The organism is Paracoccus marinus, from assembly GCF_007018965.1.
Classification (GTDB): Bacteria; Pseudomonadota; Alphaproteobacteria; order Rhodobacterales; family Rhodobacteraceae; genus Paracoccus; species Paracoccus marinus.
Map to the genome: position 1 here is coordinate 417,731 of NZ_VJYZ01000033.1, position 21,762 is coordinate 439,492.

General features: G+C 70.9%; 14 protein-coding genes. 6 read left to right on the forward strand and 8 right to left on the reverse strand.

Going from position 1 to position 21,762, the window contains the following annotated elements:
* Positions 1 to 32: 32 nt before the first annotated feature.
* Entirely contained in the window at positions 33 to 1,415 is a 1,383-nt protein-coding gene (locus FNF32_RS14215) for an L-serine ammonia-lyase (RefSeq protein ID WP_131675028.1), read from the reverse strand.
* Between the two features lie 202 nt (positions 1,416 to 1,617).
* Here FNF32_RS14215 and dusB point away from each other — a divergent pair, with 202 nt between their 5' ends.
* From dusB to ntrX, 5 genes are all read left to right on the forward strand, one after another.
* Positions 1,618 to 2,637, forward strand: a complete 1,020-nt coding sequence (gene dusB, locus FNF32_RS14220) for a tRNA dihydrouridine synthase DusB (RefSeq protein WP_131675027.1) — start codon at positions 1,618 to 1,620, stop codon at positions 2,635 to 2,637.
* Entirely contained in the window at positions 2,634 to 3,737 is a 1,104-nt protein-coding gene (locus tag FNF32_RS14225) for a two-component system sensor histidine kinase NtrB (protein WP_246087847.1), read from the forward strand. Before dusB ends, FNF32_RS14225 begins: the two co-directional genes overlap by 4 nt.
* The gene (locus FNF32_RS14230) at positions 3,719 to 5,200 is read left to right on the forward strand and encodes a response regulator (RefSeq protein WP_131675026.1); all 1,482 of its coding nucleotides are present in this window, start codon (positions 3,719 to 3,721) and stop codon (positions 5,198 to 5,200) included. The genes FNF32_RS14225 and FNF32_RS14230 overlap by 19 nt, the downstream gene beginning before the upstream one ends.
* A gap of 140 nt (positions 5,201 to 5,340) precedes the next feature.
* Entirely contained in the window at positions 5,341 to 7,560 is a 2,220-nt protein-coding gene (locus tag FNF32_RS14235) for a sensor histidine kinase NtrY-like (protein ID WP_246087848.1), read from the forward strand.
* The gene (ntrX, locus tag FNF32_RS14240) at positions 7,553 to 8,944 is read left to right on the forward strand and encodes a nitrogen assimilation response regulator NtrX (protein ID WP_131675024.1); all 1,392 of its coding nucleotides are present in this window, start codon (positions 7,553 to 7,555) and stop codon (positions 8,942 to 8,944) included. The genes FNF32_RS14235 and ntrX overlap by 8 nt, the downstream gene beginning before the upstream one ends.
* A gap of 49 nt (positions 8,945 to 8,993) precedes the next feature.
* Here ntrX and hflX read toward each other — a convergent pair whose 3' ends face one another.
* The 7 genes from hflX to FNF32_RS14280 all read right to left on the reverse strand — a co-directional run bounded on the left by hflX (position 8,994) and on the right by FNF32_RS14280 (position 19,995).
* A complete protein-coding gene (hflX, locus tag FNF32_RS14245; protein WP_281285690.1) occupies positions 8,994 to 10,406 on the reverse strand; it encodes a GTPase HflX in 1,413 nt (470 codons plus the stop codon).
* Positions 10,407 to 10,640 carry an RNA chaperone Hfq gene (gene hfq / locus FNF32_RS14250; RefSeq protein WP_089343093.1) on the reverse strand — a complete coding sequence of 78 codons (234 nt, stop codon included), beginning with the start codon at positions 10,638 to 10,640 and terminating at the stop codon, positions 10,407 to 10,409.
* A gap of 127 nt (positions 10,641 to 10,767) precedes the next feature.
* A complete protein-coding gene (locus FNF32_RS14255; RefSeq protein WP_131675023.1) occupies positions 10,768 to 12,423 on the reverse strand; it encodes a TrkH family potassium uptake protein in 1,656 nt (551 codons plus the stop codon).
* A 14-nt stretch (positions 12,424 to 12,437) separates the two neighbouring features.
* Positions 12,438 to 13,814 carry a Trk system potassium transporter TrkA gene (trkA, locus tag FNF32_RS14260; protein ID WP_143796700.1) on the reverse strand — a complete coding sequence of 459 codons (1,377 nt, stop codon included), beginning with the start codon at positions 13,812 to 13,814 and terminating at the stop codon, positions 12,438 to 12,440.
* Between the two features lie 158 nt (positions 13,815 to 13,972).
* On the reverse strand, positions 13,973 to 15,493 hold the full coding sequence (locus FNF32_RS14270; RefSeq protein ID WP_131675020.1) for an HlyD family type I secretion periplasmic adaptor subunit: 1,521 nt from the start codon (positions 15,491 to 15,493) through the stop codon (positions 13,973 to 13,975).
* Positions 15,490 to 17,226 carry a type I secretion system permease/ATPase gene (locus tag FNF32_RS14275; protein ID WP_131675019.1) on the reverse strand — a complete coding sequence of 579 codons (1,737 nt, stop codon included), beginning with the start codon at positions 17,224 to 17,226 and terminating at the stop codon, positions 15,490 to 15,492. Before FNF32_RS14275 ends, FNF32_RS14270 begins: the two co-directional genes overlap by 4 nt.
* 129 nt (positions 17,227 to 17,355) lie before the next feature.
* Positions 17,356 to 19,995, reverse strand: a complete 2,640-nt coding sequence (locus tag FNF32_RS14280) for a transglycosylase domain-containing protein (protein WP_131675018.1) — start codon at positions 19,993 to 19,995, stop codon at positions 17,356 to 17,358.
* Positions 19,996 to 20,270: 275 nt separating this feature from the next.
* Between FNF32_RS14280 and FNF32_RS14285 the strand changes: the two genes are divergently transcribed.
* The gene (locus FNF32_RS14285; RefSeq protein WP_131675017.1) at positions 20,271 to 21,734 is read left to right on the forward strand and encodes an ammonium transporter; all 1,464 of its coding nucleotides are present in this window, start codon (positions 20,271 to 20,273) and stop codon (positions 21,732 to 21,734) included.
* The last annotated feature ends 28 nt before the right edge of the window (positions 21,735 to 21,762 follow it).

Sequence of the window (21,762 nt, forward strand, 5' to 3'; positions counted from 1 at the left end):
CGGCTCCGCGGATCGGCGATCTACCGCCCGGCTCAGCAGTTCGGGACGTTGACGGCAAGCCCGCCGAGCGATGTTTCCTTGTACTTTTCGGACATGTCGCGGCCGGTCTGGCGCATCGTCTCGATCGCGGCGTCCAGCGGCACGATGTGCTGCCCGTCGCCCCTGAGCGCGAGGCTTGCGGCGCTGACCGCCTTGATCGCGCCCAGGCCGTTCCGTTCGATGCACGGAACCTGCACGAGGCCGCGAACCGGATCGCAGGTCATGCCCAAGTGATGTTCCAGCGCGATTTCCGCCGCGTTCTCGACCTGCTCGACGGTTCCGCCCAGCACCGCAGCCATCCCGGCCGCCGCCATCGCGCTGGCCGACCCGACCTCGGCCTGGCAGCCGCATTCCGCGCCCGAGATGCTGGCGTTGTGCTTGACGAGCCCGCCCACGGCAGCGGCCGTCAGCAGGAAATCCCCCAGCATCGCCTCGGACGCGCCCGGCACGTGGTCGAGCCAGTAGCGGATCACCGCAGGCACGACGCCCGCGGCCCCGTTGGTGGGGGCGGTCACGACCTGCCCGCCGGCGGCGTTTTCCTCGTTCACGGCCATCGCATAGGCCGACATCCAGTCGTTGGCGACATGCGGCGCCTGCATGTTCAGCCCCCGCTCGCTCATCAGCGAGGCATGGATCGACGGCGCCCGCCTGCGCACATTGAGGCCACCGGGCAGGATGCCCCCGGTTTCCAGGCCCCGGTCCATGCAGTCGCGCATCACCTGCCAGATCCGGCGAAGGCCCGCGTCGATCTCGGCGTCGCTGCGCCGGGTGCGTTCGTTCGCGCGCTTCATCGCGGCGATGCTCAGGCCGGATGCCCGGGCCATCGCCAGCATCTCGGCCGCGCTCGTGAACGGGTAGGGGACGGTCGGCGCCGCGTCGGTGCGGCTGTCGTCGCCCTTGGCGGCAAGCTCCGCCTCGGTCATCACGAAGCCGCCGCCGACGGAATAGAACGTCTCGCGCGCGATCACGTCACCCTGCGCGTCGGTCGCCATCAGGATCATGCCGTTGGCGTGGCCGGGCAGCACCCGGTCGAAGTCGAAGATCAGGTCGGCATCGGGGTCGAACCGCAGCGGCCCCAGCCCTTCAGGCGTCAGGGTCCGGGTGCGAATGTTGTCCGCCAGCGCCGCGTCGGCCGCGTCGCGGTCCATGCGGTCGGGGGTGAATCCGGCAAGGCCAAGGATCGTCGCCCGGTCGGTGGCGTGCCCCTTGCCGGTGAAGGCGAGGCTGCCGTGAAGGCTCGCCCGCAGCCCCCGGGTGGTGAACGGCGCGGCCCTGAGAGTGTCGAGAAACCGCGCCCCGGCCACCATCGGCCCCATCGTGTGCGACGACGACGGCCCCACACCGACCTTGAACAGGTCGAACACCGACAGAAACATCGCAATCCCCTTCGAGTTGCCGCGACCCTACGCGCTGCGGACGGCAATGCAACCCGCTCGGGACGCGCTCCGCTTGTAAAATGCCGTAATTTTAGGCAGAAGAGCGCCCAGATGGCGCGCAATGTGGCAGCAGCCGCGCGCAGTCGCGGCCGGTGCAGCGTCACGAGTGCGGCGCGTCCATCGGCAGTTCACAGGATGATCCATGCGACAGCGTGTCCAGATCGGCGACTTCAGCCTTGACCCCCCGGTGTTTCTTGCACCGATGGCGGGGATTACGGACCTGCCGTTCCGGCGCGCGGTCGCGCGTCACAGCGCGGGCGGCGTGGGCCTGGTCGTCAGCGAGATGGTCGCCTCGACCGAGATGGTGACGCCGCGCCCGTCCACCCGTGCGGCCGTGCGCGCCAAGGCGCTGGTCGAGGGGGGCGTGCCGGTCAGCGTTCAGATCGCGGGGCGCGAGGCCGGCGCGATGGCCGAAACGGCGCGGATCGTGGCGGGCATGGGCGCGGGAATCGTGGACATCAACATGGGCTGTCCCGCGCGCAAGGTGACGGGCGGCCTGTCCGGGGCGGCGCTGATGCGCGACCTCGACCATGCGCTGGGGCTGATCGACGCGGTGGTGGGCGCGGTGGACCTGCCGGTGACGCTGAAGATGCGGCTTGGCTGGGACGGGGGCTGCCTGAACGCCCCGGACCTTGCCCGGCGCGCGCGCGACGCGGGCGTCCGCATGGTCACGGTCCACGGCCGCACGCGCGAGCAGTTCTATACCGGAAGCGCGGACTGGTCCGCGATCCGCGCGGTGCGCGACGCTGTCCCCGACCTGCCGCTGGTCGCCAACGGCGACGTGGTGGACGCAGCCAGCGCCCGCGCCGCGCTGGACCGGTCGGGCGCGGATGCGGTGATGGTCGGGCGGGGCGCGCAGGGCGCGCCGTGGCGGCTGGCGCAGATCTCGGCCCGGCTGCACGGCACGCCCGCGCCCGACGTGCCGCGCGGCGCGGCGCTGGCCGACGCCATCGCCGCCCATCATGATGACATCCTGTCCCATTACGGCCGCGACCTTGGCCTGCGCGTCGCCCGCAAGCACCTGGGCTGGTACGCCGAGGCGGCGGGCGCGGGCGAGGGGCGCCGCACGCTCATGTCCGCCCCAAGCGCGGCCGAGGTTCACGCCGCGATCCGCGCGGTGTTTTCCGGCGCGCCGGGCGACGCGCGCGCGGACGCCGCGTGACCGCGCCCGCCGACAGCAGGTGGATGGCGCTGCCGATGCCCGCGGTGCTGTTCGACGCCCAGGGCCGGTTCGCGGCGCTGAACGACGCGGCGCAAGCGTGGCTGAACCTGTCGGACCGCTCGGCCGTGGGGCTGTTGCCCGATGATGCGCGGCTTGCCGGGCGGCTGCGGGTGGACCCCGCGCTGATGCAGATGCTGGCGGTCGCGCTGCAGGGCGACGAGGTCGCAAGCCGCCCCGCGCTCAGGTGGAGCATCGGCGACCGGACCGGCGGCTTCGCCACGCGGATGGCGGCGCTGCACATGGGCCCCGCGCCCGAAGGCTGCGTGTCGGCGGTGATCGTGCCCGCCGCCGCCGGCCCCGGCCCGAACCGCGCCGCGCGCGCGGCCGTCGGCATGGCCGACATGCTGGCGCACGAGATCAAGAACCCGCTTGCCGGCATCCGCGGCGCGGCCCAGCTTCTGGCCGAGGGCCTGGGCCCCGAGGATCGCGAGCTTGCCGACCTGATCGTCGCGGAATCGCGCCGGATCGTCGCGCTGCTGGACCAGGTCGAACGCTTCGGCGACACCTCGGCCCCGCATCTGGCCCCGATCAACATCCACGACGTGCTGGACCGCGCCCGCCGCTCGTTTCAGCTGACGGGCGCGCGCTGCCGGATCGTGGCCGACTACGACCCCTCTCTGCCGCTCGCGCTGGCCGATCCCGACCTGGTCGTGCAGGCGGTGCTGAACCTGCTGCGCAACGCGGCCGAGGCGCTGGCGCGGGACGGCCGCACCGACGACGACCCGCGCGGCCCGGGCATCGTGCGCATCCGCACGCTCTACGACGGCACCCTGCGCCGCACGCTGGACGACACGCCCCTGCCGCTGGTGGTCGAGGTCGAGGATGACGGGCCGGGCGTGCCCGACAACATCGCCGACCAGGTGTTCGAGCCGTTCGTGTCGGGGCGCGAGAACGGCACCGGACTTGGCCTTGCGCTGGTCAGCAAGATCGCGGCCGACCACGGCGCCGGGCTGCGGCTGGACAGCCGCCCCGGGCGCACCGTGATCCGCCTTTCGCTTCCCCTCGCCGGAAAGGATACCCCATGGACGGCACGGTCCTGATCGCCGACGACGACCGCAGCATCCGCACGGTGCTGACGCAGGCGCTGACCCGCGCGGGCTGCCGCGTCCACGCCACCGGCAGCCTGTCGCAGCTGCAACGCTGGGTCGAGGAAGGGCGGGGCGATCTGGTCGTCACCGACGTGATGATGCCCGACGGGAACGGGCTCGACGTCGTGCCCTCGATCGCGCGGGCGCGCCCGATGCTGCCGGTGATCGTGATTTCGGCCCAGAACACGATCGTGACGGCGATCCGCGCGACCGAGGCCGAGGTGTTCGACTATCTGCCGAAACCGTTCGACCTGCCCGACCTGATGGCGCGGATCCGGGCGGGGCTGTCGCGCCGTCCCGTGCGCGTGGGAACCGAGGGTGGCGAGACGCGGGCCGCGCAGCCCGCCGCCGACCCGGCGATGCCGCTGGTCGGGCATGCGCCCGCGATGCAGGCGCTGTTCCGCACGGTCGCGCGGGTCGTGAACGCGGACCTGTCGGTGATGGTGTCGGGCGAGCCGGGGTCGGGCCGCACCACGGTCGCGCGCGCGCTTCACGACCACTCGGACCGCCGCGACGGGCCGCTGGTGGTGATAAGCCCGGCCGATGCGGCTGACGCCCTGCCTGCGGCGTTCGCGCGGGCGGCCGGCGGCACGCTGCTGGTCGAGGGCCCGGCCGGGTTCGAGCCCGGCGCGCAGGCGCGGCTGATCGGCCTGATCGAGGCCGCCGAGGCCGGGCACGATCCGTCGCGTATGCCGCGCCTGGTCGCCACCGGCGGGCCGGACGCGATGGCCGACGTGTCGTCGGGCCAGCTGCGGCAGGACCTGCACTACCGGCTTGCCGGGGTCGTCCTGCCGGTTCCGCCGCTGCGGGCGCGGGGGGACGACATCGCGCCCTTGGCCCGCCACCTCCTCGCGCGCGCGGCCGCGCTGGGCCTGCCGCGCCGCGATCTGTCGGACGAAGGGGCGGCGGTCCTGCGGGCATGGCAGTTTCCGGGCAACGTGCGCGAACTGGACAACACCATGCGGCGCGTGGCCCTGATCGCGGCCGGACCCGAGGCGACCGCCGACGATATCCGCGCCGCGCTGACGTCCGCGAGCGCCGCCGGGATGTCCGATCACGCACCGGCCCCGTCGCCCGCCTACGCCTCGCCTGCCCAAACCTCACCCGCCCACGCCTCGCCGCCCGCCCCTGCCCCCCGCACCGGTCCGACCACCGCCGCGCCCGAGCGGCTGGGCCAGTCGATCGAGACGCATCTGCAACGCTACTTCGACCTGCACGGCGAGGACCTGCCGCCGCCCGGCCTTTACGACCGCATCCTGCGCGAGGTGGAGCGCCCGCTGATCGAGATCGCCCTGGACGCGACCGGCGGAAACCAGCTTCGATGCGCGGAATTGCTGGGAATCAACCGGAATACGCTTCGGAAGAAGGTGAACGACCTGAATATCGAGGTGACACGCCGCCGCCGCCTGATGTAAAACAGCCACAGATGGTCGTCGCATAGTCGCGGCAAGGCCACATCAGCCGCGAACACAGCGGCGCTGGCGGGACGAGGCGGGCAATGGCGGTGGCGCAGTCAAGGCGCATCCATTGGGACAGGCTGGCAGGGCTGCGCCGCATGCGGCGGGTGCAGACCGTGGCCACGGTGGGCCTTGCCGTGCTGGGCCCGGTCCTTGCGCTCGCGACCTTCGCCGTACTGGGCCCGCTGGACGAGCCGACCGACAGCACCACCCTGCGGCTCGTGCTGCTGGCGGACTTCATCTACCTTCTGCTGCTGACCGGGCTCGTGGTCGCGCGGCTGGCGCGGATGGCCGTCGCCCGCCGCAACGCCGCCGCCGGATCGCGGCTGCACATGCGGCTGGTCGGCGTCTTTGCCGGCATTGCGCTGATCCCCACCGTGCTGGTCGCGCTGTTCGCGGGCCTGACCGTCAACATCGGCCTTGAGGGCTGGTTCTCGACCCGGGTGCAGTCGGTCGTGTCCAGCTCGCTGTCGGCCGCCGAGGCCTATCAGGACGAACACCGCCGCGACCTCGTGTCGGATGCGCGGATGCTGGCCGGGCTGCTGGATTCCGCCGCCGCCGAGAACCCGCTGATCGACGACGGCAGCGTCCGCGCGCTGCTGTCGCAGGGGCAGGCCCGGATCCAGCGCGGCCTGCGCGAGGCGTATGTCATCGACGGCGGCGGCGCGATCCGCGCGCGGGGCGAACGGTCCTACCTGTTCGGGTACGAGGCGCCGGCGCCCGCCCAGTTCGACACCGCCGCAAGGTCCGGCCTGCTGCTGATCCAGGACTGGCAGAACAACGAGTTCCGGGCGCTCGTCCCGCTGAAGGGGATACCCGACCGCTTTCTTTACGTGACCCGCGACGTGGACGGCGACCTCTTGGGCCTTCTGGACGACACGCGCGAGACGGTGGGGCTGTATCAGCAGCTGGAAAAAGTCCGCGGCAAGGTCCTGTTCGAGTTCTCGCTGGTCTATCTCAGCTTCGCGCTGTTGCTCGTGGCGGCCGCGATCTGGATGGGCATGTGGTTCGCCGAACGCCTGTCGCGCCCCATCGGCCGGCTGGCGGCGGCGTCCGAACAGATCGGGCGCGGCAATCTGGACGTGCAGGTGCCCGAACTGGATACGGGGGACGAGATCCAGACGCTGGGCGCCAGTTTCAACCACATGACCCGGCAATTGAAGCAGCAGCACGAGGAACTGGTCGCCACCTACCGCGCCGCCGACGAACAGCGGCGGCTGTTCGATAACGTGCTGAGCTCGGTCACGCCGGGCGTGGTGGGGCTGGACGCGACGGGCGGCATCGACTTCCTGAACCGCTCGGCCCACCGGCTGGTCGGCCTTGACCCGCGCCGCGACATCGACCGCCCGCTGCCCGAGGCTGTGCCCGAGTTCGCGCCGCTGTTCGACCGTGTCACCGGTTCGGTCGCGGAATCGGTGCAGGACGAGGTGCGGATCACCCGCGACGGGCGGATCGAAAGCCTGCTCGTCCGCATCGCGGTGCGACGCGGCGCAGAAGGCGAGGTCGAGGGCTACGTGATCGCCTTTGACGACGTGACCGAACTTGTCACCGCGCAGCGCATGGCCGCCTGGGGCGACGTCGCCCGCCGCGTCGCGCACGAGATCAAGAACCCGCTGACCCCGATCCAGCTTTCGGCCGAGCGCATCCGCCGCAAGGTCGCCCGGATCGTCCCCGAGGGCGAGACGCGCGAGGCGCTGGACCAGCTTGTCGGCATCATCATCCGCCAGACCAACGACCTGCGCCGGATCGTGGACGAATTCAGCCGCTTCGCCCGGATGCCCGAACCCGACCGCAAGGAAGTCGACCTTGCCCGGCTGATGCGCGACGCCGTGATTTTGCAGCAGGACGCGGTCGCGGGCGGGATCAGGGCCGACATCCCGGACGCCCCCGTGATCGTCGATTGCGACGGGGGGATGATGGGGCAGGTGTTCACCAACCTTCTCAAGAACGCGGCCGAGGCGGTGCGCGACCGGCCCGCGGGCGACTGGGTCGCCTGCGTCAGCGCCGCCATGAACGCGCAACCCGACGCGGTCACGATCACCATCACCGACAACGGCGTGGGCCTGCCCCAGGACCGCACCCGGCTGTTCGAGCCCTACGTGACCATGAAGCAGGGGGGCACCGGCCTTGGCCTGCCGATCGTCAAGAAGATCGTCGAGGAACACGGCGGCAGCCTGACCCTGACCGATGCAGAACCCGACGCCGCGGGTCACCGCGGCGCCAAGGCCGAGATCCGGCTACCCCGCGAACGCCAGCCCGTCCGGCTGACCCAGTCGCGCAAGACCAGACCAGAGCAGGAGGCACAGGCATATGAGTGACATTCTGATCGTCGACGACGAACGCGACATCCGCGAACTGATCGCGGACATCCTTCAGGACGAGGGGTTTTCGACCCGCCTTGCCGCCAACAGCGACGAGGCGCTGGCGTCGATCAACGCGGCCCAGCCCGCGCTGATGATCCTCGACATCTGGCTCAAGGACAGCCGGATGGACGGGCTCGACATCCTCAAGCACGCCAAGGCAAACAATCCCGACGTGCCGGTCGTCATCATATCGGGCCACGGCAACATCGAGATCGCGGTCGCCGCCATCCGGCAGGGCGCCTACGACTTCATCGAAAAGCCGTTCAACATCGACCAGCTGATGGTCGTGATCCGCCGGGCGATGGAAACCAGCCGCCTGCGCCGCGAAAACGCGACGCTGCGCCGCCGCGACAGCTCGCCCGCCGAGATGCTGGGCCATTCCGGGCCGTTCCGGCGCCTGCGCGACAATCTCGACAAGGTCGCGCGGTCGAACGGTCGGGTGATGCTGACGGGCGAGCCGGGGTCGGGCAAGGAACTCGCCGCCCGCTACATCCACGCCCACAGCGCCCGCGCCGAGGCGCCGTTCGTCATCGTCCCCTGCGCCACCATCGAACCCGAGCGGATGGAGGAGGTGCTGTTCGGCCGGGAATCGCCCGAGCGCGGCGTGGAGCCCGGCCTGCTGGAACAGGCGCATGGCGGCTTCATCTACTTCGACGAGGTCGCGGACATGCCGCTGGGCACGCAGCCCAAGATCCTGAGGGTCCTGACCGAGCAGCAGTTCCAGCGGTCGGGTGGGACCGACCGGGTGCGGGTTGACCTGCGCGTCCTCAGCTCGACAAACCGCGATCTCGCCCACGAGATCGAGGTCGGCCGCTTCCGGCAGGAGCTTTACGACCGCCTGAACGTCGTCCCGATCGCGGTACCGTCCTTGGGCGACCGGCGCGAGGATATCGGCGCGCTCGCCCGCCGCTTCATCGAACAGTTCCATGTGACGCAGGGGCTGCCGCTGCGCGACCTGCCCGACGACACCGTGACGGTGCTGCACACGATGCGCTGGCCCGGCAACATCCGCCAGCTTCGCAACGTGATCGAGCGGGTGCTGATCCTTGGCGAGGGGAACGGTCCGATCCAGCCGGGCGAGCTAGAGCCGCAGTCGGGCGCAGGCGAGAACGGCGACAGCCTTGCGCTTGGCAATCGCATCACCAGCCTGCCCCTGCGGGACGCGCGCGAGTTGTTCGAGCGGGAATACCTGCTGGCGCAGATCGAGCGTTTCGGCGGCAACATCAGCCGCACCGCGCATTTTGTGGGCATGGAACGCAGCGCGCTGCATCGCAAGCTGAAGTCGCTGGGCGTCGTCGGCGGCATGCGCGCGGAAGAGGAACTGATGGCGGCGAAGTAGCCGCCGCCATCACTCCGCCATCATCCCGTGGTCGCCCCGCCGGCCGCGCTCAGTCGCGGCCCAGCGGGTCCCAGCCGCCCGGCGTCCGGGTCGGCCCATCGTCATCCTCGTCGTCATCGGCGTCCGCGTCATCGCGGTCGGTGCCGTTTAGCGCCTCGAACGCGGATTGCTGGCGCCGGGTCCAGGTGACGAACATGCGCTGCCCGTCCTCGGTCGCTTCCTCGGACCGGACGACGCCCAGGTCGTGCAGCCAGGCGCGGCGGCGACCGTCCGAGAACGGGATCGTCACCTCGCCATCGACGCGCGGCTCGTCCAGCACGTCGGCCAGCCGCAGGTCGATGGCGGCGATCAGGTCGTCCAGGCCCTCGCCGGTCAGCGCCGACACCGCCTGCACGTCGTCGCGCCGCGCGTCGGTGCGGCGAAGGGCCGCGCGGATATCTGGCGACAGCGCGTCGATCTTGTTCCAGATCTCGATCAGCGCCACGTCCTCTTCCACGCCCAGGCTTTCCAGGATCTCGCCCACATCCCCGGCCTGTTCCTCGGTTTCCGGGTGGCTGATATCGCGGACGTGCAGGATCAGATCGGCCTCCAGCACCTCTTCCAGCGTCGCGCGAAAGGCCGCGACCAGCTGCGTCGGCAGGTCGCTGATGAAGCCCACCGTGTCGGACAGGATGATCCTGCGGCCCTTGGCCTCGCCGTCGGGGCCGGGCAGGTTGATCGCCCGCATGGTCGGGTCGAGGGTCGCGAACAGCATGTCCTTGGCCAGTACGTCCGCCCCGGTCAGGCGGTTGAACAGCGTGGACTTGCCGGCGTTGGTGTAACCCACCAGCGCCACGATCGGGTAGGGGACCTTGGCGCGTGCCGCGCGGTGCAGGGTGCGGGTGCGGACCACGCGGTCAAGCTGACGGCGAAGGCGGATCATCTGGTCGTCGATGGCGCGGCGGTCAGCCTCGATCTGCGTCTCTCCGGGGCCGCCGACGAAGCCGAAGCCGCCGCGCTGCCGTTCGAGGTGGGTCCAGGCGCGCACCAGCCGCGTCCGCTGATAGCTGAGCGCGGCCAGTTCAACCTGCAGCACGCCTTCGCGGGTGCGGGCGCGGTCGGCGAAGATTTCGAGGATCAACCCGGTCCGGTCCAGGATCTTGACGTCCCATTCCTTTTCCAGGTTGCGCTGCTGCACCGGGCTGACCGGGCCGTCGATCAGCACCAGCTCGGCCTCGGCCTCTTTCAGCGCGGTGCCCAGCTCGTCGAGCTTGCCCGACGAGAACAGCATCCCCGGCGACGGATTGCGCAGCCGCGCGACCGTGGCGCCCACCACGTCCAGCGCGGGCAGCGCCCGGGCCAGCGCGACCGCTTCTTCCAGCGCCAGGTCGGGCGAGCGGCGCTGGTCGCGGCGGTCGCCCATGTCGGGGTGGATGACGAAGGCCCGGGTGGGAAGCGCGACGGTTGACTGCGCCTCGACCACTCAGTCGTCGCCTTCGTAAAGGCTGATCGGCTGGCCGGGCATGATGGTCGAAATGGCGTGCTTGTAGACCAGCTGGGACTGCCCGTCGCGGCGCAGCAACACGCAGAAGTTGTCGAACCAGGTGATGACGCCTTGCAGCTTGACCCCGTTGATCAGGAAGATCGTGACCGGGACCTTGGCCTTGCGAACATGATTGAGGAACGCGTCCTGAAGGTTCTGTTTGTCGCCAGCCATTGGCGTCACCTTTTCTTGTTGGTCAGTCTGACAGAATCACATTTATGCGAGCGGCCGCTTTGGCGCAAGCAGGCCCCGGATACGTGGTGAACGAGCTCAGAAACTGTGGCGCGCGAATGCCCGCATCCTATCGCTTCCACAACCCCGGCGAGAGCATGGCGAGCAGCGCCAGCGTCTCGATCCGTCCCGCGACCATCGCCCCGGCCAGCACCGACTTGGTGAACACGGTCAGCCCGCCCCAGCCGGCCCACGGCGCCCCGGCCGCGCCCGCGTCGGTGTGGTAGGCCTGGATCAGCGGGATCGCCTCGGCCAGGGGGCCGGTGTTGGTCAGCGCGGCGACCGACAGGATCGTCGCCGTTTCCAGCCGGATCGGCCGGATCGTCACCAGAATGACGACGAGCGCCAGCGAGACCGCGAACAGCATGAAGAAGATGAACGCGAGATGCGCGCCGCCGTGTCGCAGCTGCCGCGCGCGCGCGCCCCCGCCCGCGACCGAGGCGGGGTGGACGATGCGTTCCAGTTCGCGCTTGCTGTGGCGGGCGAGCGCATAGACCCGCAAAAGCTTGACCCCGCCTGCCGCGGTGGCAACGCCGCCGCCCATCATCGCAAGACCCGCGAGCATCAGCCCAGGCGCAGCCAGCCCCGACCAGGCGCGCGCGCCTTCCCAGTGGATCGAGGTCCAGCCTGTCGTGGTCAGGAACGACAGCGCGCTGAAGGCGGCCCCCCACGCGGCCGCGAGCGCGCGCGCCACGTCGCCGATCACGCCGGGCGCCGTCGCCTCGGGCGGGGTGACCGGATCGATGACGCCCATCGCGCCCAAGGCCGGGCGGATCAGCAGCACCAGCGTCACCGACAGGACGAGGCCCGCCGCCATCCGCACCTCGGGGTCGTCGCGCAGGGTGGGGCCGATCTGCAGCTCGTCCCCGCCGGGCCAGGGGCGGCGGGTAAGCGCGGGCAGCAGGAACAGGGCGATCACCGCCTCGGCCGCGACACCGCCGCCCGGCGCGCCGACCGGACCGTCCAGCGGGGAAATGCCGCTGGTCGACAGGGTTCCCATGGCGCGGCACAACGCGACGAGGCCCGGATCGCCCAGCACCAGCAGCGCCAGCCACAGCGCCCCGGTCAGGCCCACATAGACCGGCGCGATCTCGGCCCCCCAACGCCACATGCGGTTGCCCGGATCGGCCGAGATCCGGCGGATGCGGCTGTCCGGGCGCGGCACCCGGTGGGGCGAGGATCTGCTGGGCCGCGGATCGTCGGCGCGGTCGGCCGCGATGGCGGTGCCGGTGTCCGACACGATCTCGAACCCGCCGACATGGATCGGCGCCAAAAGCGCGATTGCCGCGACCAGCACGAACAGCCCGCCGAGCCAGCCGACCGTCGCCCGCCACAGGTGCAGCGTCGGGTCGAGAAGGTCGGGCGCATAAAGCGAGGCGCCGGTGGTGGTCAGGCAGGACAGCATTTCCCACCAGGCGTTGAACAGCCCGGTGTCGGGCATCGCGATGGCGAACGGGACGGCCAGCAGCAGCGGCAGCAGGACATAGGCGCCCAGCATGGTCGGCAGGACCGCGCGGGTCCGGTCGGCGGGCGGCCGTCCCGCCATCGCGATGGACAGAAGCGTCAGGATCAGCGTGCAGCCGATCGCGCTGTGCAGGAAGATGCGCGCGATCCGCCAGTCGGACGCGACCGCCGCATGGGCGGCAGGCACCAGCATCGACAGCGACGCGATCAGCGCGAGCTGCAGGATGATCGGCAGGCGGATCAGGCGCTGGCGGCGAGGCATGGCGCGGGGGGCCGTCAGAAATAGTCGATGCCGACCTGCAGCATCCCGTCGATCGTGTCCACGTCGCCGTTCAGCGCAAAGATCAGCACCACGTCGCCCGCGTCGATCCTGAGACCGGGCAGCGGCTTCACGATCCGGTCGCCCTTCTGCACGGCGGCGATCAGGGCGCCGGCGGGCAGGTCGAGTTCGCAGATCAGGCGGCCGGCAAAGCCGGAACTCGGCAGCACCTGCGCCTCGATCAATTCGGCCTCGGCGTCGCCGATGGAATAAAGGTCGCGCACCCGGCCGTGGCGGATGTGGCGCAGGATCGTGCTGACGGTCGCGGCGCGCGGGTCGACATAGGCGTCGATCCCCAGGGGCCCGCGCAAGGGGATCAGCGTCGGGTCGTTGAGAAGCGACACCACCATCCCCGCGCCGAGCTGGCGGGCGCGCACCGCGCCCAGCAGGTTCGTCTTGTCGTCCTGCGTCAGCATCAGGACCGCGTCGGCGCGCGCCACCCCCGCCTCGACCAGCAGGTCGGCAGACATCCCGTCGCCCTGAAGCACGACCACCCGTTCCAGCGTGTCGGCCGCGGCCTCTGCCTGGGTGCGGTCGCGTTCGATCAGCTTGGCGTTCAGGCGCGGCAGCTTCTTTTCGATCGCCTGCGCGACCGCGAGCCCCACGTTCCCCGCGCCCACGATGATGACGCGCTGCGGCCGGGCGGTGGGCTTGCCGAACCGTTCCAGCGTACGCTCGACCTCCTCGATCGGGCAGACGACATAGATCTCGTCGCCTGGGTAAAGCTCGTCGGCGGGTTCGGGCGCGAACAGGCGGCCGGCGCGGCGGATGCCGACTACCAGCGCCTTGTTGTCGATGAACATGTCGTCGAGCTGGCGCAGCGAGGCGTTGAGAATCGGGCAGTCGTGATCCAGCGCCAGGCCCAGCATCAGGACCCGGTCCTTCATGAAGGTCTCGACGTCGAAGGTCGCGGGCGCCTGCAGGCGCTGCATGGCGGCGCGCGCGACCTCGCGTTCGGGGCTGATGACGACGTCGATGGGCAGGTTCGCGGTGCCGTACATGCCCGCGTAGGACGGGTCCAGATAGGACGCCGCGCGCAGCCGTGCGATCTTGCGCGGGATCTGGAAGACTGCGTGCGCGATCTCGCAGGCGACGATGTTGATCTCGTCCGAATGAGTCGCGGCGATGAGAAGGTCGCAGTCGGCGGCGCCGGCGCGGGCGAGGACGTCGGGGTGGCTGGCGAAACCCGCAATTCCCTGGACGTCCAGCATGTCGGTCGCGCGGCGGATCAGGTCGGCATCGGTGTCGATGACGGTGATGTCGTTGCGCTCGCCGCTCAGGTGGCGCGCGATCTGCCAGCCGACCTGTCCTGCCCCGCAGATGATGATCTTCATGAGCGCACTCCGGTTGCGGCAAGGCTTAGGCGGAAACCGACCGGCGGGGCAATGGCGTCGGGGGGCCGTGCCGCGCGGCGGACATGCGGCGTTGCGTGGGCGGGGCGGGCCGCGCGGCCGTGGCGGACCGGGCCGTGGCCGCCGACGGGGCCCGGCGCCTAGGTCTCGCGCAGCGCGCGCGAGAAATAGTCGGTCAGCGGTTTCAGCAGATAGGCCATCGGGCTGCGCTCGCCGGTCTGGATGAACACCTCGACCGGCATCCCCGGCACCAGCGCCGCATCGCCCAGCCGCGCGAGCTCTTCGGGAGAGATCGTGACCTCGGCGCGGTAGTAGGGGACGCCTGTGGTCTGGTCGGTCACCGCGTCGGCCGAGACGTTGGCGAGCGTGCCGCCGATCTCGGGCGTCGTGCGCGACGACAGCGCCGACATCCGCAGCATCACGTCCTGCCCGGTCCTGACCTCGTCCACGTGCAGGGGCGAGACGCGGGCCGCGACCACGAGCGGGCGGTCCTGCGGCACCAGGAACATGATCGGATCGGCCGGCCGGATGACCGAACGGGGGGTCGTCACCTGCATCTCGTGGACGATCCCGGACACCGGGGCGCGGATGTCGAGGCGCGCGATCTGTTCCGTCAGGCCGCGGCGACGCTCGGCCAGTTCCAGTTCGCGGTAGCCCTGGTCGCGCAGGTCGGTCTCGGCGCTTTCGCGGCGTTCCGAGGATTGCTGAAGCTGCGTGATCCCGATCTCGGTGCGCCGGGTCTCGCCTTGCGCGCGGGACGCGGCCAGTTCGCCCAGCTGCCCGTCAAGGCTCGCGGCCTCGCGTTCCAGCGCCAGCACGCGCGGCGCCTGCGCCAGCCCTTTTTCCAGAAGCGTGCGCTGGTCGGTCAGTTCGCGCTCGATCAGGTCGCGCTGGGTGCGGGTCGCGGCTTCCTGCGCCTCAATCCCGACGATCTGTTCGGTGACCTGCTGCGCCTGCTGTTCCAGCTGGTCCAGCGATTGCTTCAGCGTGTCGCGGCGGGCGTCGAACAGGCTGGTCTGCCCGTCCAGCAGTTCCTGCAGGGCAGGACGCTCGGCCAGGCTGTCGGTCAGTTCGGGCGGGAACCGGGGGGCGTCGGCGGTGTCGCGCTCGGCCTCCAGCCGGCCGCGGCGGGCGAGGATCTCGAAATACTGGCCCTCGACGATCGCAAGCTCGGTCCTGAGCAATTCGCCGTCGAGCCGGACGAGGGTGTCGCCCGCCTTGACCGGCTGGCCTTCGCGCACGAGGATCGCGTCCACCACGCCGCCATCGGGGTGCTGGACGATTTGGCGATGGCGCTCGACCTCGATCTGGCCCGGCGAGACGACCGCGCCCGAGATGCGCGAGAATGTGGCCCAGCCGCCGAAGCCACCCACCAGGATGAGCAGGCTGACGAGCCCCAGCGTCAGGGTGCCGCCGACCGGCCAGCGCCTGCGCGCGGCCTCGCGCGGCGGAACGGCAGGGGCAGGGGGCGGGGCAGGGACAGGGGGGCGGGGGGCCGTCGCTGCGCGGGCGGCAAAGGGGTAATGCGCGGGTCGGCCGGCGGCGCGGTTCGTGGGCAGCGTGGTGCCGGTGCCGGCGGTGCCCGCGGGTGCGGGGGCGGGCGACACGGCGCCGGAAGGGACCGGGCCCACGGGCAGGTTCGCGTCGTTCTTGCCGGTCATGCCGCACCCCCTGCCGCGACCGGCGCGGTGCGGATTTCCTGCGCGTTGCGGACCGTCGATTTCAGCACCTCGTCGCGCGGGCCGAACGCGCGCACGGTGCCCTGTTCCATCACCAGCAGAAGGTCGCATTCGGCGATCGCGGCCGGGCGGTGGGCCATGATGATGACCGATCCGCCCCGCGCCTTGATCGCCCGGATCGCGACGTTGAGCGCCTGCGAGCCTTCGTTGTCGAGGTTCGAGTTCGGCTCGTCCAGAACGAACAGCACCGGCTCGCCATAAAGGGCGCGGGCAAGGCCCACCCGCTGGATCTGCCCGCCCGACAGGCGCGCGCCCGCCTGCGACACGGGCGTGTCGTAGCCCTGCGGCAGGTCGAGGATCATCCGGTGCGCCGCCGCCTGCGTCGCGGCCCGCACGATCGCCGCGGAATCGGGTTCCGGCGACAGGCGGGCGATGTTCTCGGCAATGGTGCCATCGAACAGCGTGACCTGCTGGGGCAGGTAGCCGATCAGGCTGCCCAGCACGTCCGGGTCGTACTGGTCGAGTGTCGCCCCGTCGAGCCGGATCGACCCGCCCACGGGCGTCCACGCGCCGGTCAGCGCCCGCGCGAGCGTGGACTTGCCCGCACCCGACGACCCGATCACGCCCATCGCCTGCCCCGGCTGCAGGGTGAAGTTCACCCCGCGCAGGGTCGCCACGTCGGCACCGGGCGGCACGACCGACAGGTTCGTGGCCTGCAGCCGCGCGGCCGGGCGCGGCAGGGGGGTGCGCGCCGGCGGCGGCGGGCGCCGCGACAGCAGGACCGCCAGCCGCCGCCACCCGTCCTGCCCGCGCTGCACCAGGGGCCAGCCGCCCACGATCTGCTCGATCGGCGCCAGCGTCCGGCCCATGAGGACCGAGCTTGCGATCATCGCCCCCGGCGTGACCTCGCCCTTGAGGACGAGCCACGCGCCGGCGGCGAGGAGCGCGCTTTGCAGGAACAGCCGGAACACGCGGGAAAACACGGTAAAGGCCGACGCGCGGTCGGCGCCGCGCATCGAGGCCACCGCGACAACGTCGCGTTGCCGCTGCCAGCGCGACAGCGTCGCCCCGCGCATGCCGAGCGCGCCGATCAGCTCACCCTCTTCGCGGTACATGGCGGCGGCGCGGTCGGCCTGCTGCGACGACATGTGCGCCTGCCGCAGCGGATCGCGCGACATCAGCTGGTTCAGAAGCGTCGTGATGACCAGGACGAGCCCGCCCAGACAGGCCATCGCCCCCAAGAGCGGGTGGAAGATGAAGAGCCCGGCAAGAAACATCGGCACCCAAGGCAGGTCGAAGAGCGCCAGCATCACGGGCGACCCCACCAGCCGCTGCACGGCGTCGAGATCGGCCGGCCCCGCGGCGGTCGCCGCCGCCTGTCCGGTCGCCGCGCCGTCCTGCAGCGCGGCGCGGAACACGCGCCCTTCCATCTGCGCATGGAACCGGGCCGCAAGCCGCGCCATCACGCGCGTCCGGGCAAGGTCCAGAAGCCCCATCATCACGAAAAGGAACGTCACCACCGCGAACAGCGCCGCCAGCGTCTCGACCGAGCGGCTGCCGAGGACGCGGTCGTAGACCTGCATCATGAACAGCGGCCCGGTCAGGTTCAGCAGGTTCACCGCGGCGGAAAACGCGCCCACCGACAGAAGCAGATGCAGCCCTGCCGAACGCGCCGCGCGCAGTTCCTTCTGCCCGTCATGTGCCATCTGAGGCATTCGCCACCTGTCCGCCGCGCAAAGGAATCCGATTCGTCCCCGACTGTCTTACGCCCGTGACAATTAAGAAACCATCGACGCGCGCAGGCGCGGCCCCCACGTCGGGCGCCGATGCGCGGAAAAGCCCCGCTAGTTGTCGCCCATCGCCGCACCCAGCGCCGCGGCGAGCGCGTCGTCGGCAGGTGCGCCAGCCGTGCCCGCGGTGCCGGCCGCGCTGCTGTCCAGCGCGGCGGGGTCGGGTGCCTGCGCCTGTGCAGGTTCGGGCTCGACCGGCGCGAGGCCCGCGGCGGATGCGTCGGCGAACGGGTCCGGGCCGCCGTCGGAGCTGACGACCGCGCCCGGCGTCCGGGGTGCCGTCACGCCGGGCGGGACCGGGTCGGCAACGCCGCCGTCGGGCGCGGGGGCAAGGCTTTCGGCGGCCGCGATCTCGGCCTCGGCCGCTGCGTCGGCTTCCTGTGCGGATGCCATCGCCTCGGCCAGCGCCGCGTCGAGGTTGCCGTTCGCCGGATCGGGGGCGGGCGCCAGCGCGCCGCCGCCCATCTCGCCGGGCAGGTTGCGGATCGGCGCCGCGTCCGACACGGCCTGCGCCAGCGCCGCCGCCAGCGGATCGGCGTCGCCCACTGCGACGATCTGCGGCACGATCCCGCCGCCGCCGCTGGTGGTGTCCAGCGGCTCGTTCGGCAGGCCCTGGTGGATCTCGGTCATGACGGCCGACCAGATTTCGGCCGGAAGGCCGCCGCCGGTCACGCCTGTCATCTGGCTGTTGTCGTCATAGCCCATCCAGACGCCCGCCACGTATTGCTGCGAGAAGCCCACGAACCACGCATCGCGATAGGACGAGGTGGTGCCGGTCTTGCCCGCGACGTCGCGCCCGTCGGCCAGCTTCGCGCGGGTGCCGGTGCCGTGCTGCACGACTTCGCGCATCATCCCGATCAGCTCGCCCGCCGCCTGGGGCGAGATCACGCGCTGCCCCATCCCGCCGACCTGGCCCATGAGCGGCGTCTGCTCACCCTTGATCGCCAGCTCGACCAATCCATAGGGGCGGACCGCGGTGCCGCCGTTGCGGATGCCCGCATAGGCGCCCGTCATGTCGAGAAGCGTGGTTTCCGACACCCCGAGCCCCAGCGACGGCCCGGCCGCGAGGTTGTGGCCAAAGCCGAAATCCTCGGCCACGCGGCGCACCGCGTCGCGCCCCACTGCCTCCTGCAGGCGGATGGTCGAGGTGTTGAGCGAGTTCATCAGCGACGTGGTCAGCGTGACCTCGCCCCGGTAACGGCGGGTGTAGTTCTTGGGCGACCACGGCCCCGACCCGCGCACGTTGATCGTCAGCGGCGCGTCCAGTACCATGCTGTCGGGGGTGTAGCCCATGTCGAGCGCGGCGGCGTAGATGAACGGCTTGAACGCCGATCCGGGCTGGCGCATCGCCTGGGTAGCGCGGTTGAAGGTGCCGTTCACCTTGGTGTCGCGGCCGCCCACCATGGCGCGCACCGCGCCGTCGGCGGACATGATGACCACCGCCGCCTCGACCTTGGAGCCGTCCTTGACCTTTTCGTCGAACACCTTGGCCAGCGCCCGTTCCGCGGCGCGCTGGACCTGCTGGTCGAAGGTCGTCTTGATCGTCACGTCCTCGGTCGTCTCGCTGGTGAGAAAGCCCGGACCGGATTCCATCACCCAGTCCGCGAAATAGCCGCCCGCGCGCGCCTCGGCCGCGCGGCTGAGCGCGGCGGGCCGGGCCTTGGCGGTCGCGAACTCGTCGTCCTTCAGGTAGCCCTGCTGGTGCATCAGCCCCAGGATGACGCTGGCCCGTTCGCGCGAGCGTTCGAGGTTCGCGGTCGGCGCGAAGTAGCTGGGCGCCTTCAGCAGCCCCGCCATCATCGCGGCCTCGGCGGCCGTCACATCGGATGCGGGCTTGCCGAAATAGCGCTGGCTCGCCGCCTCGAACCCGCGGGCGCCTGCGCCCAGATAGCTGCGGTTCATGTAGATGTTGAGGATGTCGTCCTTGGAGTACTTCGTCTCCATCGCCAGCGCGTAGGGCACTTCCTTGACCTTGCGCCACAGCGAGGACTGGCGGCACTCGGCCTCGAAATCGGCTTCGGACTTCCACTTGGTCGGGTCGAACGTGTCGCCCAGGCACAGAAGCTTCGCGACCTGCTGGGTGATGGTCGAGCCGCCGTTGCCTTCCAGCGGACCGCGCCCCTCGGCCATGTTGATCTTGATGGCGCTGGCCACGCCGCGCGGATCGACGCCGAGGTGGGAATAGAACCGCTTGTCCTCGGTCGCGACCACGGCGTTCTTCAGCACCGGCGCGATCTTGTCGGAACTGACGGTGCCGAACGTCTCGCCGCGCCAGGCGAACACCTTGCCGTCGCGGTCCAGCATCGTGACCGACCCGCGCTGGCGGCCGTCGAACAGCGCCTGCGGTTCGGGCAGGGTCGAATAATAATAGGCGGTGGCCGTGAACAGGATCAGCGCGAAGGTCAGCCCCAGCCGCCAGACGCTGCCCCAAATGATTCGCCACACCAGCGCGACCGACCCGGCGATGCCGCGCGACACGACGTTGCCCCGCCTGCGGGCCTTGGGTGCGGGCGCCGCGGCGGCGCGGCGCCGCGCCTCGCGCGGGGGCAGGCCGCCGCCGTTACCATTGCCGCCGTTACCGTTGTCGCCGCCGTTGCCGCCGCCGCCCTTCACGGGCTTGCGCGGCGCGGGCGTCGCCTGATCCGCGTAACGCTTGTCGGCGACGATGCGCCGGTTGCCGGTTGTGTTCTTCATGCCTGCAATCCTGCGACCGTTCCCCGGCCTTGTCGCGCATCTGATACAGCAAGACGCCCGGATTGAGAACACGTGCGGGCGGCGCTGACCCACTCGTGACCTGACCAACTGCGCGGCATTTTGCGCAAAAACTGCCTGAACTCAGGGCACGGCGCAAACCCCATGCTGCAGCGCGGCATGCGCGCTGGACGCCGCGACCCCGGCCTTGGTCCCCTGAGCGTGAGGCGGGCGCATCCGCGACCCGGTCGCAGCTTGGACGAGATGGACGAGGCAAGATGACATACGAACATTCCCCGGGCACGGGTCGCGGCGCCGTTCGGATCGCCGGCGGGACGATCGCGGCGCTGGCGCTGATGTCGGTCGCCGGCGCGGCATTGGCGCAGGCGACCGACGCCGTGACGGCAGCCGTGCCCGCCGCCGTCACGAGCGCGCCGGTGCCCGACAAGGGCGACACGACCTGGGTCATGGTGTCGGCGATCCTCGTCATGATGATGACGATCCCCGGCCTCGCCCTGTTCTACGGCGGGCTGGTCAGGTCCCGGAACGTCCTGTCGGTGCTGATGCAGGTGCTGGCCGTGTTTTCGGTCATGGCGATCCTGTGGGTCTGCGTCGGCTATTCGCTGGCCTTCACCGGCGCGGGTGACGCCGCGGCCGCGGGGCCGCTGACGCCGTTCATCGGCGGGCTGTCCAAGGCGTTCCTGTCCGGGGTCACCACCTCGTCGGTGGCCGAGACGTTCTCGGCCGGGGTGTTCATTCCCGAGCTGTCCTTCGTCATCTTCCAGATGGCCTTCGCCTGCATCGCGCCCGCGCTGATCGTGGGCGCCACGGCCGAACGGATGAAGTTCGTGGCCATTCTCGCCTTTGTCGTGATCTGGTTCTTCCTGTCCTACCTGCCGATGGCGCACATGGTCTGGTGGTGGGGCGGCCCCAGCGCCTACACGGCGCCCGCGGGGTACCTGTTCTCGCACGGGGCGCTCGACTTCGCGGGCGGCACCGTCATCCACATCAACGCGGGCGTCGCGGGGCTGGTGGCGGCGCATGTCGCGGGGCCGCGCGTGGGCTACGGCAAGGAACTGATGGCGCCGCACAACCTGACCTTCACGCTGCTGGGCGGGTGCCTGCTATGGATCGGCTGGTTCGGCTTCAATGCTGGCTCGAACCTCGAGGCGAACGGCCTGACCGCGCTCGCGATCCTGAACACGACAGTCGCCACCGCCGCCGCCGCGCTGGCGTGGAGCCTGGGCGAATGGATCCTGCGCGGGCACCCGTCGCTGCTGGGCGGCGTGTCGGGCGCGGTCGCGGGTCTGGTCGGCGTGACGCCCGCCGCGGGCTTCGTCGGGCCGATGGGCGCGATCGCGATCGGCGTCGCCGCGGGTCTTGCCTGCATGTGGTTCGTGGTGGTCATGAAATCGCGGATGCGGATCGACGACAGCCTCGACGTGTTCGGCATCCACGGCGTGGGCGGCATCGTTGGCGCGATCCTGACCGGGGTGTTCGCGGCACCCGCGCTGGGCGGATCGGGCGTGTTCGATTATTCGACCGGATCGGTCGCCGTATTCGACATGGGCCGCCAGGTCGGCGTCCAGGCGCTGGGCGTGGCGACCTGCGTGGTCTGGTCGACGCTGGTGTCCTTCGCGGCGATCTACCTGGTCCGGGCGACGATCGGCCTGCGGGTCGATACGAACGACGAGCGCCAGGGACTGGACCTGACCAGTCACGGCGAGAACGCCTACAACTGATCGCCCGAGAACATGCAAGGGGCCCGGT